General features: G+C 48.5%; 19 protein-coding genes. 13 read left to right on the forward strand and 6 right to left on the reverse strand.

The features are described from left to right. Positions 1–25: 25 nt before the first annotated feature. The 7 genes from rhaM (at position 26) to rodA (ending at position 6,798) form a co-directional block, all read left to right on the forward strand. Positions 26–343, forward strand: coding sequence for an L-rhamnose mutarotase (rhaM, locus tag BMX82_RS08500; RefSeq protein ID WP_036911455.1), 318 nt, complete (start codon positions 26–28; stop codon positions 341–343). A 125-nt stretch (positions 344–468) separates the two neighbouring features. Then, positions 469–1,062: an IMP cyclohydrolase gene (locus BMX82_RS08505; protein WP_036911453.1), complete on the forward strand. Its 594-nt coding sequence runs from the start codon at positions 469–471 to the stop codon at positions 1,060–1,062. Between the two features lie 15 nt (positions 1,063–1,077). Further along, entirely contained in the window at positions 1,078–2,100 is a 1,023-nt protein-coding gene (locus BMX82_RS08510) for a rod shape-determining protein (protein WP_036911452.1), read from the forward strand. A gap of 12 nt (positions 2,101–2,112) precedes the next feature. Next, complete coding sequence (gene mreC / locus BMX82_RS08515; protein WP_036911451.1) at positions 2,113–2,979, forward strand: rod shape-determining protein MreC; 867 nt, start codon at positions 2,113–2,115, stop codon at positions 2,977–2,979. Between the two features lie 15 nt (positions 2,980–2,994). After that, positions 2,995–3,495 (forward strand): rod shape-determining protein MreD, encoded by a 501-nt coding sequence (gene mreD / locus BMX82_RS08520; RefSeq protein WP_091767885.1) that lies wholly within the window; start codon positions 2,995–2,997, stop codon positions 3,493–3,495. Continuing rightward, positions 3,492–5,345, forward strand: coding sequence for a penicillin-binding protein 2 (gene mrdA, locus BMX82_RS08525; RefSeq protein WP_036911446.1), 1,854 nt, complete (start codon positions 3,492–3,494; stop codon positions 5,343–5,345). Before mreD ends, mrdA begins: the two co-directional genes overlap by 4 nt. Beyond that, on the forward strand, positions 5,326–6,798 hold the full coding sequence (gene rodA, locus BMX82_RS08530) for a rod shape-determining protein RodA (protein WP_091767888.1): 1,473 nt from the start codon (positions 5,326–5,328) through the stop codon (positions 6,796–6,798). Before mrdA ends, rodA begins: the two co-directional genes overlap by 20 nt. A gap of 5 nt (positions 6,799–6,803) precedes the next feature. Here the strand turns inward: rodA and BMX82_RS08535 are convergent, their stop codons facing one another. Genes BMX82_RS08535 through BMX82_RS08550 form a run of 4 tightly spaced genes read right to left on the reverse strand, consistent with a single transcriptional unit; the run spans position 6,804 to position 10,513 of the window. Continuing rightward, positions 6,804–7,268 (reverse strand): gliding motility lipoprotein GldH, encoded by a 465-nt coding sequence (locus BMX82_RS08535; protein ID WP_036911442.1) that lies wholly within the window; start codon positions 7,266–7,268, stop codon positions 6,804–6,806. Continuing rightward, entirely contained in the window at positions 7,258–8,421 is a 1,164-nt protein-coding gene (locus BMX82_RS08540) for a PSP1 domain-containing protein (protein WP_091767891.1), read from the reverse strand. The genes BMX82_RS08535 and BMX82_RS08540 overlap by 11 nt, the downstream gene beginning before the upstream one ends. A 29-nt stretch (positions 8,422–8,450) precedes the next feature. After that, positions 8,451–9,563, reverse strand: a complete 1,113-nt coding sequence (locus BMX82_RS08545; protein WP_091767894.1) for a DNA polymerase III subunit — start codon at positions 9,561–9,563, stop codon at positions 8,451–8,453. After that, the gene (locus tag BMX82_RS08550; RefSeq protein ID WP_036911438.1) at positions 9,560–10,513 is read right to left on the reverse strand and encodes a methylenetetrahydrofolate reductase; all 954 of its coding nucleotides are present in this window, start codon (positions 10,511–10,513) and stop codon (positions 9,560–9,562) included. Before BMX82_RS08550 ends, BMX82_RS08545 begins: the two co-directional genes overlap by 4 nt. A gap of 76 nt (positions 10,514–10,589) precedes the next feature. Between BMX82_RS08550 and BMX82_RS08555 the strand changes: the two genes are divergently transcribed. After that, the gene (locus tag BMX82_RS08555) at positions 10,590–11,552 is read left to right on the forward strand and encodes a bile acid:sodium symporter (protein WP_091767897.1); all 963 of its coding nucleotides are present in this window, start codon (positions 10,590–10,592) and stop codon (positions 11,550–11,552) included. A 67-nt stretch (positions 11,553–11,619) separates the two neighbouring features. On the opposite strand, the gene BMX82_RS08560 is transcribed toward BMX82_RS08555, so the two are convergent. Further along, positions 11,620–13,632, reverse strand: coding sequence for an alpha-L-arabinofuranosidase C-terminal domain-containing protein (locus tag BMX82_RS08560; RefSeq protein WP_091767900.1), 2,013 nt, complete (start codon positions 13,630–13,632; stop codon positions 11,620–11,622). A gap of 160 nt (positions 13,633–13,792) precedes the next feature. Here BMX82_RS08560 and BMX82_RS08565 point away from each other — a divergent pair, with 160 nt between their 5' ends. The 3 genes from BMX82_RS08565 to BMX82_RS08575 are packed head-to-tail and all read left to right on the forward strand — an operon-like array spanning position 13,793 to position 17,496. After that, positions 13,793–15,628, forward strand: coding sequence for a sensor histidine kinase (locus tag BMX82_RS08565; RefSeq protein ID WP_091767903.1), 1,836 nt, complete (start codon positions 13,793–13,795; stop codon positions 15,626–15,628). Further along, complete coding sequence (gene xylE, locus BMX82_RS08570; RefSeq protein WP_091767906.1) at positions 15,625–17,097, forward strand: D-xylose transporter XylE; 1,473 nt, start codon at positions 15,625–15,627, stop codon at positions 17,095–17,097. Before BMX82_RS08565 ends, xylE begins: the two co-directional genes overlap by 4 nt. 42 nt (positions 17,098–17,139) lie before the next feature. Then, a complete protein-coding gene (locus tag BMX82_RS08575; protein ID WP_036911428.1) occupies positions 17,140–17,496 on the forward strand; it encodes a response regulator in 357 nt (118 codons plus the stop codon). Positions 17,497–17,515: 19 nt separating this feature from the next. Here the strand turns inward: BMX82_RS08575 and BMX82_RS08580 are convergent, their stop codons facing one another. Then, positions 17,516–19,306: a DNA polymerase III subunit gamma/tau gene (locus tag BMX82_RS08580; protein ID WP_091768579.1), complete on the reverse strand. Its 1,791-nt coding sequence runs from the start codon at positions 19,304–19,306 to the stop codon at positions 17,516–17,518. Between the two features lie 130 nt (positions 19,307–19,436). Between BMX82_RS08580 and BMX82_RS08585 the strand changes: the two genes are divergently transcribed. Then, positions 19,437–19,799: an FtsB family cell division protein gene (locus BMX82_RS08585; RefSeq protein WP_051949748.1), complete on the forward strand. Its 363-nt coding sequence runs from the start codon at positions 19,437–19,439 to the stop codon at positions 19,797–19,799. After that, positions 19,783–20,184 (forward strand): hypothetical protein, encoded by a 402-nt coding sequence (locus BMX82_RS08590; protein ID WP_091767909.1) that lies wholly within the window; start codon positions 19,783–19,785, stop codon positions 20,182–20,184. The genes BMX82_RS08585 and BMX82_RS08590 overlap by 17 nt, the downstream gene beginning before the upstream one ends. Positions 20,185–20,236: the final 52 nt, after the last annotated feature.

A 20,236-nucleotide genomic window follows, 5' to 3' on the forward strand; every position in this document is an offset into this window, starting at 1 on the left:
AGATATTATCAATAATAGAAAACTTATGAAAAGATTTGCATTTAAGATGTACCTGAAACCAGGTTGTGAGAAAGAGTACGAGAAGCGCCATGCCGCTATATGGCCCGAGTTGGTGAAGATGATCAAGGACGGAGGCGTAAGTAACTACAGCATTTATTGGGATAAGGATACGAACATCCTGTTCGGCTATCAGGAGTGCGAAGGCGAGGGAAACTCGCAGGACACGGAGAACGTGGACCCCATCACCCAGAAATGGTGGGACATGATGGCCGACATCATGGAGGTGAATCCCGATAATTCGCCCGTCACAGTACCCATACAAGAGGTGTTCCATCTGGACTAGGGATTGACATTTCTTACTTTTAACACGGATTAATCGCATTTTCTTTGGGAAAAAAGAGATTAATCCGTTTTCTTTTTGTACCTTTGTGCCCGAATTAGAATTTTATAACGTTATAAATAATAGAAATGGCTGAAACTAAGAAAATTAAGACCGCTTTGGTGTCTGTATTCCACAAAGACGGGCTCGACGAACTCCTCAAGAAGTTGAATGATGAAGGTGTGAAATTCCTCTCTACTGGCGGTACCCAGCAGTTTATCGAATCACTGGGCTATGAGTGCCAGAAGGTAGAGGACGTGACCACATATCCCTCAATCCTCGGCGGACGCGTGAAGACGCTCCATCCAAAGGTGTTCGGCGGTATCCTGGCTCGTCGTGAGAACGAGGGCGATATCGCTCAGATGAAGCAGTATGAGATTCCTGAGATTGACCTGGTGATCGTTGACCTCTATCCTTTCGAGCAGACGGTGGCCAGCGGCGCTTCTGAGGCTGACATCATCGAGAAGATCGATATCGGCGGTATCTCTCTGATTCGTGCCGGTGCCAAGAACTTCAAGGATGTAGTCATCGTGCCTAGCAAGGCTGAATATGGCGTGCTGCTCGACATCCTGAACAAGAAGGGCGCTCAGACTGATATTGAAGACCGCCGTATGTTCGCTGCCCGTGCCTTCGGCGTAAGCTCTCACTACGATACTGCTATCCACAGCTGGTTTGTGAAATAATAAAGAAAGAATATAATGGGATTTTTTAGTTTTGTGCAAGAGATTGCAATGGACTTGGGTACTGCCAATACAATCATTATCAGTGATGATAAGATTGTGGTAGATGAGCCCTCTGTCGTTGCACTGGATCGCCGAACCGACAAGATGATTGCTGTCGGTAACGAGGCGAAGATGATGTATGAGAAGACACACGAGAACATCCGTACCATCCGTCCGTTGCGCGATGGCGTGATTGCCGACTTCTCTGCCTGTGAGCAGATGATGCGCGGACTCATTAAGATGGTGCATACAGGCAGTCGCCTGTTCTCGCCCTCGCTGCGCATGGTGATTGGTGTGCCCTCAGGATCTACTGAGGTGGAACTGCGTGCCGTTCGTGACTCTGCAGAGCATGCCGATGGTCGTGACGTATATCTGATTTTCGAGCCGATGGCCGCAGCTATTGGTATTGGTATCGACGTCGAGGCTCCTGAAGGAAACATGATTGTGGATATCGGTGGCGGTTCTACCGAGATTGCCGTGATTTCTCTGGGAGGTATCGTTTCGAATAACTCTATCCGTACTGCTGGCGACGATCTGACTGCTGATATCCAGGAGTATATGTATCGCCAGCATAACGTCAAGGTCAGCGAGCGTATGGCCGAGCGTATCAAGATTGCCGTAGGTTCGGCACTTACCGACCTCGGCGAGGATGCACCTGAGGACTTCGTCGTACACGGACCTAACCGCATCACGGCCCTGCCTATGGAGGTGCCTGTATGCTATCAGGAGATTGCACACTGTCTCGACAAGACCATCTCGCGCATCGAGACTGCTGTATTGTCGGCCCTTGAGAGCACTCCTCCTGAGCTGTATGCCGATATCGTTCAGAATGGTATCTACCTGACTGGTGGCGGCGCTCTGCTGCGTGGCCTCGACAAGCGTCTTACCGACAAGATGCACATTGAGTTCCATGTGCCTGAGGATCCCCTCCACAGTGTTGCTAAGGGTGCGGGTATCGCTCTGAAGAATGTAGACCGCTTCTCGTTCTTGATGAGATAATAGAAAGAGGAAATGCGCAACCTGCTGGATTTCCTGAGAAACTATCATCACTGGTTCGTTTTCATTTTGTTGGAAGTGGCCAGTGGTGTTCTGTTGTTTCAGTACAACAGCTATCAGGGCAGTGTGTGGCTTTCGTCGGCCAATGTAGTGGTAGGCAAGGTGAACCAGTGGGAGAGTGGAGTGCTTCATCATTTCTCGCTTTCAAGAGTAAACGAAGAGCTTGCCACGCGCAATTTCTATCTGGAACGCCAGGTGAGCCAGTTGCGCCGCCTGTATACCGACCTCACAAAAGACACCACGGTGATGGAGCGTCAGGAACTCCAGTTCCTCAGTCAGTATCAGCTCATTCCTGCCAAGGTTGTTGATAATACCGTTCATAAGGCTGAGAACCTGATGACCATCGATAAGGGAAGTGCCGACGGGGTAGAGGTTGATATGGGTGTGGCCTGTGGTAGTGGCATCGTTGGCGTGGTCTACCTCGTCTCCGATCATTACTCTGTGGTGATTCCTGCGCTTAACGCCTCTTCTTCACGTATCAGCTGTGCCATCCGTGGCCGAGGTTATTTCGGCTATCTGCATTGGTATGGTGGCGACCCTTCAGTGGCTTATGTAGAGGATGTGCCTCGTCATGCCAAGTTCAAGTTGGGCGAGTGGATAGAAACCAGTGGCTTCTCATCCATATTCCCTTCAGGTGTCCTGGTAGGGCAGATAGAGCAAGCCTATAACTCGAGCGACGGCTTGTCGTACAAGCTGAAAGTACGCCTGAGTACCGACTTCAGTTGTGTGCGTGATGTGTGTGTGATTAGTGACAAGAGCATTGCCGAGCGTGCCGCTTTGATGCAGGCAGCCCGCGACTCGATTAATATGAAACAGCGATAAAAACAGAATCAGCAGATGGCAATAGAATTACTCAACCGTTTGGTCATGTTCGGGGCTTTGTTCCTGGCTCAGGTGCTCATCCTGAACCATGTACACCTGTTTGACGTAGCCACGCCTCTGCTTTATGTTTATTACGTCATCACATTCCGCCGTGGTTTTCCCAAGTGGATTATGCTGGTGTCGAGTTTCGTTCTGGGCTTGATTGTTGATGTATTCTCCAGCACGCCTGGACTGGCCGCAGGTAGTATGACGTTGGTGGCACTTCTCCAGCCCTACATCCTGGAACGTCTGATGCCGCGTGATTCCGCTGACGACCTGAAGACTTCCGCCAAGACACTCTCTTATGGCAAGTTCTCATTTCTGAGTGGCGTGATTACGGCTATATACTGTCTGGTGTTCTTCACACTCGAGGCCTTCTCCTTTTTCGACTGGCTCGTATGGATGGAGCGTATTCTGGCCAGTATCGTCCTGACTTGGATTCTGTTGATGGCTATTGAAACTGTTCGTTCGAAGTGAAAGACTACGATCTTGAGTACCGGCGCTATGTGATTGGTGGGGTGGCTATCCTGATAGTGGTCATCTATATCATACGTCTGTTCATGCTCCAGATAACGAGCGATGACTATAAGAAGAGTGCCGACTCTAACGCCTTTCTGAAAAAGATAGAGTATCCCTCGCGTGGAGCCATCCTTGACAGAAACGGCAAACTGATGGTCTACAATCAGCCTTCTTATGATATCATGGTGGTGATGAACGAGGCCAAGGGGCGTCTTGATACCCTTGACTTCTGCCAGTCGCTGGGCATTACGAAAGAAGAGTTCGACCGCCGAATGACTACCATGAAGGACCGTAATAAGAATCCTGGCTACTCGCGTTTTACGCAGCAGCTCTTCATGAGTCAGCTGAGTGATAAGGACTTCAGCGTCTTTCAGGAGAAAATGTACCGTTTCCCCGGCTTTTATGTGCAGAAACGCAGTGTGCGCCAGTACCAGTATCCTGTAGCCGCTCATGTGCTGGGCGATGTGGCAGAAGTGTCGCCCGCCGATATCGAGGAGGATGAATACTATCAGCCTGGTGACTATATCGGTAAGTTAGGAATAGAGCGCTATTATGAGAAACAGCTTCGTGGCGAGAAAGGCGTGCAGATACTCCTACGCGATGCCCATGGTCGTATCCAAGGCCGTTATATGAATGGCGAATTCGATCAGCGTGCTCATCCCGGTAAGAACCTCACGTTAGGTATCGACCTTGAGTTGCAGAAGCTGGGCGAGCGTCTCATGGAGGGCAAGATAGGTAGTATCGTGGCTATCGATCCCTCTACGGGCGAAGTGCTCTGTATGGTGTCGTCGCCCTCCTATGATCCGCGTATGATGGTAGGACGCCTGCGTTCTAAGAACCATCGCTTGCTTACTCAGGATGTGTGGAAACCTCTGCTCAATCGTAGTATCATGGGACAGTATCCCCCGGGTTCTACCTTCAAGACCACGCAGGGACTGACCTTTATGACTGAAGGTATCATCACTGCGTCGACAATGTATCCCTGTGGTCATGGCTTCAACTTTAAAGGCTTGCACGTAGGTTGTCATAGCCATGCAGCTCCGCTGGCATTGGTGCCCGCCTTGAGCACCTCGTGCAATGGTTACTTCTGCTGGGGACTATACCACATGATTAATACGAACATATCTAAGTACGGCTCTGTACAGAACGCCATGAACACATGGCGTGACTATATGGTGTCGATGGGCTTTGGCTATCGTCTGGGTATCGACCTGCCTGGTGAGAAACGAGGACTGATTCCCAACGCCCAGTTCTATGATAAAGCTTATAAGGGTTCTTGGAATGGCTTGACCGTCATCTCTATCGCCATCGGACAGGGTGAGGTGAATGCCACCCCGCTTCAGATAGCCAATCTTGGTGCTACCATTGCCAATCGTGGCTATTACTACGTACCTCATGTTGTACGTAAAGTGCAGGGGGAACCTCTTGATACGCTCTTTACCCGCAAACACTATACAAAGGCTTCACGTCAGGCTTACGACTATGTGGTTCAGGGTATGCGCTCGTCTGTGCTCGGTGGTACCTGTCACGAACTGGGCAAGTACGACTTTATGGCCTGTGGTAAGACGGGTACAGCTCAGAACCGAGGTCACGACCACTCTGTGTTTATGGGCTTTGCGCCGATGGATAACCCCAAGATCGCTGTAGCCGTATATGTGGAGAATGGTGGATGGGGTGCCACTTATGGTGTGCCCATCGGAGGGCTCATCATGGAACAATATATAAAAGGTAAACTCTCTGAAGCCTCTGAGGCCAGAGCAAAGAATATTCAGGAACGTCGCATCGCTTATGGTACAACCGACAGATAGAAATCAGAAAGGTGTCATCCGCTCACTCGACTACTGGACGATCGTCATCTATATCGCCCTGCTGACCTTTGGGTGGTTCAGCGTATGTGGAGCCAGTTATACTTATGGTGAGACCGACCTCTTCAGTCTGGATTCACGCTCTGGCATGCAGATTGTGTGGATAGGAACCTCTATTGTTTTGGGCTTCGTCATCTTGATGCTTGACGACCGCTATCTTGACATGTTTGCCTATATCATCTTTGGCGGTATGCTGCTTCTGCTTTTTGCCACCATCTTCAATCCGCATAGCATTAAGGGATCGCGCTCTTGGCTGGTGTTAGGTCCCTTGCGCCTGCAACCCGCAGAGTTTGCTAAGTTTGCCACGGCCTTGGCCTTGGCTAAGTTTATGAGCACTTATGGCTATTCCATCCAAAAATGGAAATATTTTGCACCTACGCTGGCCATCGTGTTGTTGCCCATGCTATTTATCGTCTTGCAGCGTGAAACGGGTTCTGCCCTGGTCTATCTGTCGTTCTTCCTGATGTTCTACCGTGAGGGCATGCCAGGTAGTATCCTGTTTACCGGTGTGGCTATGGTGGTCTATTTCGTGGTGGGCATCCGTTTTGCCGATACCATGTTCTTCTATACTCCCACGTCGGTGGGTAAGTTTGTGGTGCTGCTCATGATTCAGCTTTTCTCATGTGGACTGCTCTATGTTTATCACAACGATCGTCGTGAGGCTGTCCGATTGGCACTTATAAGTATCGGTATCACTGCCTTGATTGTTCTTTTCACCCTTGTCATCATTCCCTTCGATATCTCTTATATAGAACTGGGCTTGTGTATTATACTCATAGGCTATCTGCTTTGGCGCTTCCTGATTACACGTGTGCGTAATTACCTTTGGATTTCGCTATTCGCCTTAGGGTCGCTCTTGTTCTATAATCTGGCTGACTATGGCCTGAACCATGTACTTGAGCCCCACCAGCGTGTTCGTATCAATGTGCTGCTTGGTTTGGAGGAAGACCTGAAGGGCGCTGGTTATAACGTACATCAGAGTGAGATAGCCATTGGTTCAGGCGGCTTGGAGGGTAAAGGATTCCTGAATGGCACACAGACAAAGCTCAAGTACGTGCCTGAGCAGGATACCGACTTCATATTCTGTACCGTTGGTGAGGAAGAAGGTTTCGTGGGTTCTGCAGGTGTGTTGTTGCTTTTCCTGGCATTGATACTAAGACTTATTCATCTGGCAGAGCGTCAGCCCCGTCGTTTCGGACGTGTCTATGGCTATTGTGTAGTTAGCATCTTTTTGTTCCATGTGTTCATCAATGTCGGTATGGTACTGGGGCTTACTCCTGTAATCGGTATTCCTTTACCGTTCTTCAGTTATGGTGGCTCGTCGTTGTGGGGCTTCACATTCTTGCTGTTCATCTTCCTTCGTATCGATTCCAGCCGGAATATGGCGTATCGCTAACCTTATTATTTCCTACGCAGGCGCAAGCCGACATCGGAAATACCCGGAATCAACTCGCGTTTCATATTGTGAACAATGTAGACTACCAATGAGTCGCCTTTGTTCAGGTTAAGTTCGTTCATGTCGAAACGATATTGGTAGTAGCTTACGCCTTCACCTAGCGGTGTGCCGTATTTGTCCATCAGCTCGCAGGTGTAGGCATAGCGGTGAGAGCCTCCCAATGGCAGTATATGCTCGTCGACCAACATGGTCAGACTCAGGAAGGGGTAATCGCCGTTGATGCGCATTTCCAGTTGCTCCTGATAGGTGCCTTCTTCAGCCACAGGCGGTATGGAGAATGTCAGCGTGTCGTTCTTCTCCCATACATAGCCTGGTACATGCTCATAGTGATGATATACCGTCTTATCATCACACGAGACCATCCCCAGTGTGATGATAAGCAGTAATAGTGTGGCTATTTTATTCCGCATGCTGTTTCTTGGCATTGTTAGGCTTGTTATTGCCACCATTGCCACCACGGTTGGCGGGTTTCTTCTTTTTCTTTTTCTTAGCCTTGTCAAAGCGGCTGATGTCGCCTCCTGCCAAGTCGATGTTGGGTTTCTCTTCTACTGACTTCTTGCCGTTCTCGTTCAGTGATTCGGGCTTCTCACCGTTGCGATTCATCTCGATAACCTCCTTGGCCCTCTCGGCACTGATGGTCTCGAGATTTGCTGCTATGTTCTTATCGGTAGAGTAGGTGACGAGTCCTGCCAAGATGTCGCTCTTAAACAAATGGTATTCGGCATCCATTGTGTGCAGGGTAATCTCTTTACCAGGTAATTTCTTGCCTGCCTCTACGTAGTCGTCTACTTCGTAGTTAAGACAGCATTTCAGTTTGGCGCACATACCTGCCAGCTTCTGAGGGTTCAGCGAGATGTCTTGGAATCGGGCTGCGTTAGTGCTTACCGTAGTAAAGTTCTTCATCCATGTGGCGCAACATAGCTCACGTCCGCAAGGACCGGTACCGCCAATACGTCCAGCTTCCTGACGGGCACCAATCTGTTTCATCTCAATGCGAACATGGAATGCTGCTGCCAAATCCTTGATTAGTTGGCGGAAGTCAACGCGCTCATCGGCTATATAGTAGAATATGGCCTTGTTACCATCGCCCTGATACTCCACGTCGCCAATCTTCATATCGAGCCCCAGACCTTTGGCTATCTTGCGGCTCTCTATCATCGTTGAGTGCTCGCGGGCTTTCGCCTCTTGGAACTTCTGCATGTCGGTCTCACGGGCTATACGGTATACGCGCTTAATGTCGTCGGGCGACTTGATGTTGGCCTTTTTCAACTGAAGTTTTACCAGACGTCCAGTGAGCGTAACTACGCCTATATCGTGTCCAGGACTTGCTTCTACTGCCACCACATCACCCTTCTTCAGGTTCAGGTTGTTCACGTTGTGGTAGTATCCCTTGCGGGTGTGCTTGAACTGCACTTCTACCAGATCGGTGGTGTCCACGTTGCCTGGTACGTCAGCCAGCCAGTCGTATGTGTTCAACTGCCTGTCCTGTCGTCCAACAGCCTGATGGCACAAGCCTCGGTCGCATCCTATCATGATGGTATGTTCCTTTGTATTGTCAGTCATATCTTTATTGTTTATTATCTTGTCTTTTCTTACTTTTGCAAAAGCAGAACTATCATCTGTAGTGCAAGGTCGAAGAATACAATCTTCGCGTTTGCATTCTGCCCGATGTCGCGAATAGCCAGATTTGCCAGGTCGCTGATAGGCAGGATATTCTTTTCGTTAACGAATCGAGCGAAGTTGCGTGCGAAGTCCTCTTCTTTTTGCGTCATGTAGTTCAGTTCCTCTTGCTGGAAGTTGTACATGAAGTTCTCTCGCGTCATTGTCAGAAAGTAGGTCAACCAGCGTTTCTGTTTCTCTCGTCCCATATTGGCCAGCTGCTCGCTCCATCTCCTCAACTCCTTTATCTTGCGCTGGTAAGCCAGTCTCATAAGCATGATATAGAGGTCGAGGAACAGTTCGTTTTCCGAATTCACCTGCAACTCCTCCAATGCCTTCAGCCAATTGCCGTTGGCTCTGCGACTGATGCGATGAGCCTCTTCTTCGCTCACCCCTCTGCGCTCTATCAGTGCATTTCTGATATCAGCCTCATTGGTACGCTTGATGTCAATGCGCTGCACACGGCTGCGTATGGTCTCCAGCAGTTTGTCGGGTTCCTCGCTCACCATGATGAACACCGTCTGCTGTGGTGGCTCCTCTATCAGCTTCAGCAATTTGTTGGCGCACTCTATGTTCATACGCTCGGGCAGCCAGATAACGCTGACTTTGAAGCCTCCCTGACTCGACTTCAGACTCAGTTTCCTCACCAGGTTGTCACTCTCGCCTGCGGTAATGATGGCCTGCTGGTTCTCGCCTTCCATCATCTTCATCCACTCGTCCATGGTGAAGTAGGGCGTCTGAGATATCATCTCGTGCCACTCTTTAGCAAAGTCGTCGCTTACGGGCTTGTGGTCAGTACTCATCGAGGGCAATTTGATGGTGGGGTAGGTGAAATGTAGGTCAGGATGTTCCAGCTTCTGCAACATGGCCTTGGCTGATGGCGTGCCGTTGTCGAGCAGCTGACATGCGAAGGCTGTTGCCAGCGCCATCTTTCCGCTACCCATGGGCCCGCAGAGCATCAGTGCATGAGGCAGACGGTCTTCTTTCACCATCTGCATCAGCCGTTCCTTGGCTTCCTGTTGTCCTATCACCTCATCAAATGTCATAGTCTCTTTGCTACTTCAATAACAGAATCTACAGCCGATACGGTGTAGAAGTGAATATTGTTCACCCCGTGGCCATACAGTTCCTTGCACTGAGCTGTGGTCCATTCTATGCCTAGTTGACGGGCATCTTCATCAGTCTTGCACTTCACCACCTCCTTGGCCAGTGCCTCAGGAATGTCACAATGGAAGGTTTTTGGTACAACCGTCAGCTGAGCAAGTTTGGCAAAGGGCTTGATGCCAGGGATAATGGGAATGGTGATACCCATCTGTCGTGCTTTCTCGACAAAGGCGAAGTATTTCTCGTTGTCGTAGAACAACTGTGTCACTGCATATTGTGCACCCAGCTCTTGCTTCTCTTTCAGATACTGCATGTCCATCTCCAAGTTGGGCGCCTCCTCGTGCTTCTCGGGATAGCAGGCCACGCCATAGGCAAAGGGTTTGCCTGGGCGTTTGATGGGTGTGCCGTCGGCAAAAAATCCCTCGTTGAACCGCTTCACCTGCTTCATCAGTTCTGTGGTGTGGGCATGCCCGCCTGGTGTGGGCACAAAGCGACTGTCTTCCTTCGCTTTGTCGCCACGCAGCAGCAGCACGTCGCTGATGCCAAGGAACTGCAGGTCGAGTAATTCGTATTCTATCTCCTCAATCGTAGAGCCGCTGCATATCACATGGGGCTGAACGGGGATGTTATATCGCTGTTGTATGGCAGCGGCAATGGCCACCGTTCCAGGGCGTCGGCGGATGCGCTGACGTTCAAACTGCCCGTTGTCCAACTCTTTGTATACATATTCCGAGTGGTGGGTCGTAATGTTGATATAGGCAGGATTCAGCTCCAGCATCTTGTCGATATCGGCAAACAGCTTTTCCGTACCCGTCCCCTTCAGCGGCGGCAGTACCTCTATAGAGAACCGCCTGCAGCTCTTATCTTGGTGAATAAACTCAGTAACACTCATAATTGGCTGCAAAGATAATAAAAAATATAGAGGTAAATTTACTTTTTTACTTTTTTTTCTTACCTTTGCAGCGAAAATGATGAGTATTAAGCAATTTCTTAAGGATTGGACCCTTCCCTGCGCCATAGCCATTGGTACGGTGGTTTATCTTACTTTCTATTTCGTGCCACAACTCGATGGGCTTGGCGACTCATTGGGCGAGGTGGTCGATACTGTTTTTCCGTTGATGGTGTTCTCAACGCTGTTCTCCACTTATTGTCGTGTCGATTTCCATCAGATGCGTCCCCATCGTTGGCACTTGGGGGTGTTGCTGGCTCAGGTGGCGTTGGTTGCTCTTAACGTGTGGATTATCTTCGGCGTTGAAGCCGATCCCGAGCAAAAGCTGCTGTGGGAGAGTGTGCTTACCTGTATCATTGGTCCTACGGCCACAGCCGCTCCTGTGGTTACTGCCAAGATTGGCGGTAACATCAATACTATGACCGCCTTTGTGGTCATCTCTGTCTTTGCTTCGGCCCTCATGATTCCCGCTGCGTTTCCTCTCATCGAGCGCGGCAGCCAGCTCGACTTCTGGACCGTCTTCTTCATCATCCTCCAAAAACTTGCCCTTGTGCTTGTGTCGCCGTTGGTGCTGGGATGGCTCGTTCAGCACTATGCCAAGCGTTTCTGTGCTTGGCTCGTGTCTATCCCTGATCTCTCGTTCTATCTTTGGTCTGTTCAGCTGAGCGTCACCTCGGGGGTCACCGTTCGTAACATCGTGCATAGCGATGCAGCCTTGCGCACCCTCCTGATGATAGCCGTCATGAGTCTGATTCTCTGCTTCATTCTTTTCCTTGTGGGGCGTTCTATCGGGCGCCATCTGGGCGACGAGATCGATGGCGGACAGGGCTCGTTCCAGAAGAATACGGCCCTCTCTATCTGGGTGGCTTACACCTATCTTAACCCCGTGGCCTCTGTCGGCGCTGGCTGCTATGTCTTATGGCAGAATATCATCAACTCTCTTGAACTCTGGGAGTACCGTCGCAAACATTCGGCGACCTGATTTGTTATGAGTCGGATTGTAAGAAAAATTAAATCCCCCGACAATTGACGGGGGATTTAATTATTGTCTATTTCTTAACCTTGTAGATTCGGAAGGTCTTGGCAGGGATGTCGTCTAAGAGGAGTGAACTCTTCTTGCCAGCATCGACCTGGCAACTGCCTTCTATAGGAATGATCTTCTCAGGATTGTCGAGCGTGTTCTCGTCGTCGTCACCATCGTGTGTGAGGGTGATAATCTGGGCGGTACGGGTGCCCTTCATGCCCTGCAGCTGGATGCTGAGTGGCTGGGCTTTATCGCTGGTGTTCACCACCTTGATGATGACCTCGCCTGTCGCCTTGTCGAATACACTGCTGGCGAAGAGACCATCCTGCCCCTCCTGACCTGCTACAGGCTTGCCCTGCATGGTGAGTGGGAGCACGTTGGTACCCTTGTTGACAGCATAAAGTTGCTGAACGTAGTAACTTACCGACTTGAACATGCGGAGATTGTCGAACCAAATGGCATCTGGTCGCCACTGCCAGCCCTCAACATGGGCGAAGAGGGGAGCGTAGGTCGCCATGTGTACGATGTCGGCATTGCGCTCGATGCCTGTCATGTGGGCAGCCTCTAAAAGTGAGGTGTAGTAGTGATTCCACTTGTGATTGTTGGCACCATGGCAGGCATATTCGCCAGCAAACACACGGGGACCCTTACGGTCGTAGGAGTCGTAGCGCAGACCGTGGCTGAGGAACCAATTCTCGTTGCGGTAGTAATGCTCGTCATAGAGGTCGACTTTGAGCTCTTTCATGCGAGGCTGTAGTAAGTCGAAGTCCCAGCCCTCAGAGTTAGGACCAGTAGTGCCGATGAGCTTGATGTTGGGATATTTGGCACGGATGGCGTCGGAGAATTTCTTAAGTCTGGCAGTGAACACAGGACCGAAACCTCCATGCTGTTCGTCGTAGTCCCACTGTTCGTTGCCCACGCCGAGATATTTCAGGTTGAAGGGCTCGGGATGGCCCATCTCAGCGCGTACCTTACCCCACTGAGAGTCGACGGGACCGTTGGCAAACTCGATGAGGTCGAGCGCATCTTGGATATAGCTGTCGAGGCTGTCGAGGGCTACATGAACACCAGGCTTGGTAGGGTCTGGATTCTGGAACTGACATGAGAGACCGCACGAGATGACGGGCAGAGCCTCAGAACCGAAATCCTCACAGAGCTGGAAGAACTCGAAGAAACCGAGACCATAGCTCTGAAAGTAGTCGGGATAGAAACGATGGCCAAAAGTATAGTGCCAACGGTTCTCGTTGAGTGGACGGTTCTCTACAGGACCAACGCTGTTCTTCCACTGATAGCGGCTTTCGAGGTTTACACCTTCAACAATGCAACCGCCAGGGAAACGGAACACGCCAGGACGCATGTCGTAGAGCGCCTGAGCCAGATCTTTGCGCATGCCGTTCTCGCGTCCTTTCCATGTGTCAACGGGGAAAAGGGATATATGTTCTACGTCAGTCGTAACCTTCTTGCCTGTGAGGAAAATGCGAAGAGCGCCCTTGGCTTCGGTGCGGGGCGACTTAATCTCGGCAGTGTATTTCTTCCACTCCTTACCTTCGATATTAATATTGACACGGGCGAAACGCTGATCCTCGCCCATAGTGTCGTTGTCGACAAAACTCACCTCGAGGGTAGACTTTCCGCCCTCAGGGCAGCGGGCCCAAAGCGAGAAACGGTAAGTGGCATCTTTCTTGGTGGCGATGCCGAAGAAACCTTCGTTCTCTAGACCTGTGAACTTGTCGTTGTGGCCAGCATAGCCGAGACGTACGTAGTGGGGATTGCGCTCAAAGGGGCCGTCAGAGCGAACCTCGAAATTTCCGTATGCACGCCAACCCATCAGACTTTGGGGGAACTCGAAAGAGCGGTTTTTCACCATTTCAGCATACAAACCGCCATCGGCTGCGTAGTTGATATCCTCGAAGAAGATGCCGTACATCGTAGGCTGTACGGGAGCCCCTAACTTCTTGGTGTTCACGTCGAGGACGTGGGTCTGAGCAGCGACCGACAGGCCGATGGTCAGTAGACTGATTGTTGCAAATTTCCTCATTTTTTTAGTAGTTGTTAGTAACATGACGGGCACAAAAGTACATAAAAAAAACGATATAGATGATACATTATAGAAAAAATAACATTTTTATGACGGAAAATGTTTGGCAGTTTCAGTGGAAAGCAGTAACTTTGCAGAGATTTTCTAAGAACCTAAGGGTATGATGATTAACCATTATCTACGGATATTGTATGTCGGTGCGGCTTTTCTGACAGCGTCGGAGACGTCGGCTCAAACTTTACAGTGCTCAGATACAATAGTTCATCGGCAGTTGCAGGAAGCGATGTGGAAAGCTTCTGGAGGCAACTCGAGAGATGAACTATACGATGCCTGTGTGGCTTTTCATAGGCATGCCAAGGAAGAGGGCGACATCGTTGCGGCTAATAATGCGTGGGTGTGTGGCATCATGTACAACTTAGGTAAGATGGATATCAAGGAAGCCTATTATGTGACTCAAGCGATGAAAACCGACATTATGACCAGCAGGTATCCTGAAGCTGGGGATTTTTATGTGGCGAATATGCTTGGGCATATATATAATACCTGTGGTAATATTCCCGGTGCGCAGGAAGAACTGTTGAAGTCGGCCGAGTTGATTAAGGGTACCATGTTTGAGCGCGAAGGACTGGCTTTTATCTATCTCGCGCTTGCCCATGCACATCTTAATAATGATTTGAAGGAGAGCCTTCATTGGATTGACGTGACGCTGGAGGAGGCGGGGAAGTTTAAAGGTTCGTGGAACTATTACAGGGCTCTGATTGATGCCTATGCCATCAAGGCAATTGTGAGGTTCAAACAAAGAAACTATGATGCATTCAACAAGTGTTTCAGTATGATGGAGGATGTTGAAAGAACAAGTAAGATATCCTCTGGCGACCTCTTTGCACCCTATGCCCGTATTTACAAGACCTTGATTGACGGCGATACGGAAAAGGCTTTGGCCGAGGCAGACGCGCTATCGAACCTGAAGGAACAGTATCTCGTAAAATGTGACATATTCCGTTATATTGGCGATAACGACAAGGCTTTCCTGACCCAGAGAGAACTGATGCACAAACGTGACTCTATCACGGGAGTGATGATCGCGGAGAATATGCGGCAGCATGAAGCAGAGATAGGACTTGTCGTTAAGCAGAAGAAAACGGCCAGGGTGATGAACTTTGTATTGCTCGGCGCCGTTGCGTTGGCATTTCTCGTTATCGTGCTGTTGGTGCGCATCCTCCTTATACGTAGGAATTTCTCAAAGCGACTTATGGTTAAGAACGAGGAACTGAGAGCTGCTTATAAGAAAGTTACGGCTGCCGATGAGATGAAAACGGAGTTTATCAGGAATGTGAGTCATGAGATACGTACGCCGTTGAATATCATCAATGGTTTCTCCCAAGTGCTTACAGACGAGGATTGCACTTTTACGCCAGAAGAACGTCATGAGATAGCCACCACCATCGGTGAGAATACACGACAGATTACTTCGTTGGTGAACAAAATGCTGGCGTTGGCTAACGAAAGTACTAAAGATTTGATGGTTGATGCTGTGGAGACGGACGTTGCTGATGTATGCCGAAGAGCCATAGAGGCAATGCCGATAATAGATACAGAGAAGATAAAAGTAGAGTTTATAGACTCGACAGATGGCGAAACAACCATTGAGACAAATGGCGACAGCTTGCTACAGATATTAGAGAATCTGCTTGAGAATGCGGCTAAATTTACCGAACAAGGACACATATACTTGAAACTCGACAGGGACGATGAGAACTTCTATTTCACTGTAGAGGATACGGGTTGCGGTATCCCTGATGACAAGAAAAGTACGATATTCGAGTATTTTGTGAAGGCAGACGAATTTAAACAAGGACTGGGATTAGGACTGGCCTATTGCAATAAGATCGCAAAAAAACTAAACGGAAAACTTTTGCTTGTTAAAACGTCGGATGAAGGAACGACATTTACGCTAAACTTACCGATTAAACATAAAAAACATAAAACATTATGAATCAACAAACTCAACAACAGGGTAGCAAAGCCTACCTGATTTCAATCGTGATGGTTGCCGTACTTGGCGGCCTTCTGTTCGGCTATGACACTGCCGTTATTTCTGGTGCAGAGAAAGGTCTGCAAGCTTTCTTTATGGAAGCAAAGGATTTTGCCTATACTGACGGATGGCATGGATTTACTTCTGCTTCCGCTCTGATAGGCTGTATCATTGGTTCTGCCCTGTCGGGCTATCTGGCCACCAATTTAGGCCGTAAGAAGTCGCTCATTATCGCAGGTATTCTGTTCTTCATCTCAGCCTTAGGCTCGATGGATCCGGAATTCATGTTCTTCGAATATGGTACGCCAACTTATTCACTGCTGATCATGTTTAATATCTACCGCGTAATCGGTGGTATTGGCGTAGGTCTGGCTTCTGCCATCTGCCCAATGTACATCGGCGAGGTGGCTCCTTCTAATATCAGAGGTATGCTGGTGAGCTGGAACCAGTTTGCTATTATCTTCGGTCAGTTGGTAGTTTACTTTGTGAACTTCTTTATCTTGGGAGACCACATCCAGCCGCTCGTAGAGGAGATGGGTAAGGGCTTGGCTGCAATTACCCCCGCTGCACAATGGACCGTGACAACAGGTTGGCGCTATATGTTCGGAAGTGAGGCTGTGCCCGCAGGACTCTTTGCATTGCTGATTTGCTTTGTACCTGAAACACCGCGTTATCTTGTAAGTATAGGTCAGGATCAGAAAGCTGAAGGTATTCTGGCTAAGATTAATGGTACTGCAAAAGCTGCTCAGATTTTGCAGGACATCAAGGATACGATGGTGGTGAAGACCGAGAAACTGATGACCTATGGCGCACTCTGTATCTTCGTGGGTATTATGCTGTCTGTATTCCAGCAGGCTGTTGGTATTAATGCCGTGCTCTACTATGCACCGCGTATCTTCGGCGACATGGGTATGGAGAATCCTATGGTGATTACCGTATTCATGGGCGTAATCAATATTCTGTTCACATTGGTTGCCATCTTTACTGTAGAGAAACTTGGACGTAAGCCGCTGTTGATCTGTGGCTCGCTTGGTATGGCTTTGGGCGCTTTTGGCGTTGCTCTGACTTTCGGACACGCAGGTCTGGAGATGCTGACAGCCGCTTCGTTACTGGTTTATTCGGCTTCGTTTATGTTTTCTTGGGGGCCCATTACTTGGGTGCTCATTGCAGAGATATTCCCCAACACCATTCGTGGTGGTGCGGTTGCCATCGCAGTAGCCTTCCAGTGGATATTTAATTTCATCGTCAGCTCTACCTTCGTACCGATGTTCAATATGCATTTGACGGAGGGGGATGATTTCGGACACTGGTTTACGTATGGTCTGTATGGCATCATCTGTGTGATTGCGGCTCTCTTCGTTTGGCGACTGGTTCCTGAGACAAAGGGGAAGACCTTGGAGGATATGACCAAATTGTGGAAGAAAAAATAAAAGAGATAAACAAATAATATTAATCGATTAAATAATGCCATTATGAAGAAAATTTTAGTAGCAGAAGACAACGACAGCAATTATATTCTGATGTCGTACATTTTGAGAAAGTATTATGCGTATGATCGTGCCAAAAATGGTCAGGAAGCTGTTGAAAAAGTTAAGAGCGGTGACTTTGATATGGTACTGATGGATATTAAAATGCCAGTCATGGATGGCTTGGAAGCCACTACGGCAATCAGGGAATTCAATCAAGAAATTCCCATTGTGGCGCTTACGGCTAATGCTTTCGATAGTGACCGTGAATTGGCTCAAGAGGCTGGATGCAATGAGTTTATGGCAAAGCCCGTAAACAGCGATGAGTGTCTGGCTACAATACGTAAAATCATAGGAGTCTGAAAATAGCCTGATGGATCCATCAGGCTAACTCTAAACCGAATGCCTGCCGTAGAGCCTCTACGGCAGGATTTTTTTGTAGCATTAGTTCAAATTGCTCACGACGGGTGAGTATCTTCTCGTGCTTATATTCGGCTACGCTGATGTCGAGAGTGATATTGCTGTTTTGCAGGCTACTTCTCAGAGTGCTGAGTATGCGCCCCTTGAAGTTTTCAATATCCTGCTTGATAAGCATGTTATCAACAATCAACTTGATATGAGGAATCTCTTCGATGGTGGGATTCATGTTTTTCATGCGAGTAGCGATACCCTTGTATTCTTGAGGCATACGGATACACATGGACATCCACTGAAGATCAAGTTCTTCTTGTGTGAAGTTGGCATTGGTCTGCTGATCTGGAGAGGCTGTAACGGTGCCAGGGATGATGTTCATCTTGGTAGCTTTCCCCTGGTCACGAAGATTGTTCCAGGAGAAACCAATCTTCTTCAATTGTACAGTTGGCTTTGCGGGTGCAACTTTGGATGTAGACGAGTCGCTGCTTTTAATGCTACTTGTAGTGCTGGCGCTGGAGAGAATGCTAACTGCTGGCTTTGATGCAATAGGCTTAGCCGCGGCTACCTGCGGGGCCGCTTCTCTGGGCTGAGACTGCTGCATCAGTTTCTTAAACAGGGATTTTAATCTTCTGGGGCTACGCCCCGCGCTGACGCCGTCATCATCAGGCTGAGTAATCTGTGCCACTTCAATCAGTGTGAGTTCCACAAGCAGGCGCTTGTTGCTTGACTGACGGTAGTTGATGTCGCACTGATTCATTAATTTAAGAGCTTGATAAAGGAATCTTGTTTCTGCTTGTTTCGCCTGTTCTGCATAGCGTTTACGTTGTTGATCGCTCACCTCAAGTAGAGGCAGAGTGGCTTCGTCTTTAGCCATAAGGACATTGCGAACATGTTTGGCCAAACCTTGAATGAGTAAGCCACCGTCGAATCCCTTATTGATGATATTGTTTAGCAATACCATGATATCGCTCACCTTATTCTGCAGACTAAGATTGATTATCTGAAAATAATTCTCGGAATCGAGCACATTCAAATCTTCAATCACTTTTTCATAAGTGATGTTCCCTTGACAGAATGACGCCGCCTGATCGAAGATAGAAAGGGCATCTCGCATGCCGCCATCAGCCTTTTCGGCAATAACTGCCAGTGCTTGCTCCTCGTAGGTGATACCTTCTTGTTGAGCCACATGCTTCAGATGGTCTATGGTGTTACGAACGGTCATACGCTCGAAGTCGTAAATCTGACATCGGCTTAAGATTGTCGGCAAGATTTTATGCTTTTCAGTTGTGGCGAGGATGAAGATAACATGTGCGGGCGGCTCTTCGAGAGTTTTGAGGAATGCGTTGAAAGCTGCCGTTGAGAGCATGTGTACCTCGTCGATGATAAAAACCTTATAACGACCCAATTGTGGTGGTATACGTGTTTGCTCCATGAGCGTTTTGATGTGCTCTACGCTGTTGTTTGAAGCTGCGTCGAGCTCAAAGATGTTGAGTGAACGTTGCTCGTTGAACGACTGACATGACTCGCATTCGTTGCAAGCTTCACCATCAGCAGTGGGATTCTGACAATTGATGGCTTTGGCGAAAATGCGCGCACAGGTGGTCTTTCCAACACCTCGTGGACCGCAGAAAAGGTAGGCATGCGCAAGCTTACCACTCTTTACAGCGTTCTTCAGCGTGGTGGTAAGAGCCGCCTGACCTACGACAGTATCGAAGGTTAGCGGGCGGTATTTCCTGGCTGAAACAATGTATTCCATTATTCTAAATGTTGATTTCGTGCTGCAAAGATAACCATTTTTGCTCACAGATTACACAGATTAACACTGATTAATTAAAAAAATCAATTAAATCAGCGTAATCTGTGGCTTTTTTCATAACTTTGCAAGCGATATGAAACTTTTGGTAAATATAAAGGCTTATGTACTACGCGTGTGGCACTCGGTATTTTTCAAATATGCCGTGGTGACTATTGCTGGCGTATTGCTTGTTGGCTTTCTCGACGAGAACAGTCTGTGGAGCCACATCAAGAACTTGCAGCGTATCAATGACTTGACGGAAGAGAAAGAAAAGTATAATGCAGACTTCGAGCGTGACCAGGCTCAGATTAAGGAACTTGACAAGAATCCGAAGGCTATTGAGAAGATTGCACGCGAACGTTATTTTATGAAAAGTGATGATGAGGATATTTTCGTACTCAGCGATGATGAGCGCGAAGCAAAACCACTGGAAAGCAGCAATGAAACAATTGAATAAAACACAGACGATGATTTATCTGTTGGGTGCCATACTGATGACCGTTGGCGCTGGTATATCACTATTGACATGGGAGAGTGCTCCTTACATCTATAGTATGGGTGCACTGGGCTTTGCCTCTATGCAGATGCTGCAGCGTTACGAGGGACAGAACTTTAACATCAAGAGACTGCGTAGGATGATGCTTGTCAGCGATGTGCTGTTTTTGTTAGCAGGTGTACTCATGTTCGCGAATAAGAACAATTTGCTAGGACTTGACCATATTATGTATATAGAATATGTATATAATAAGTGGGTTCTCGTGCTTTTGATTGCAGCTATCTTACAACTCTATTCTATGCATAGGATTGGTCGTGAACTCGAGAAAGAGGCAAAAAAACTATAAAAGATTGCGCATTTGTTTTAAAATGCGCAAATTTATTTTTCTACTTCAATAA

The sequence above is a fragment of the Prevotella sp. khp7 genome (assembly GCF_900109055.1).
In the GTDB taxonomy this organism is placed as follows: Bacteria; Bacteroidota; Bacteroidia; order Bacteroidales; family Bacteroidaceae; genus Prevotella.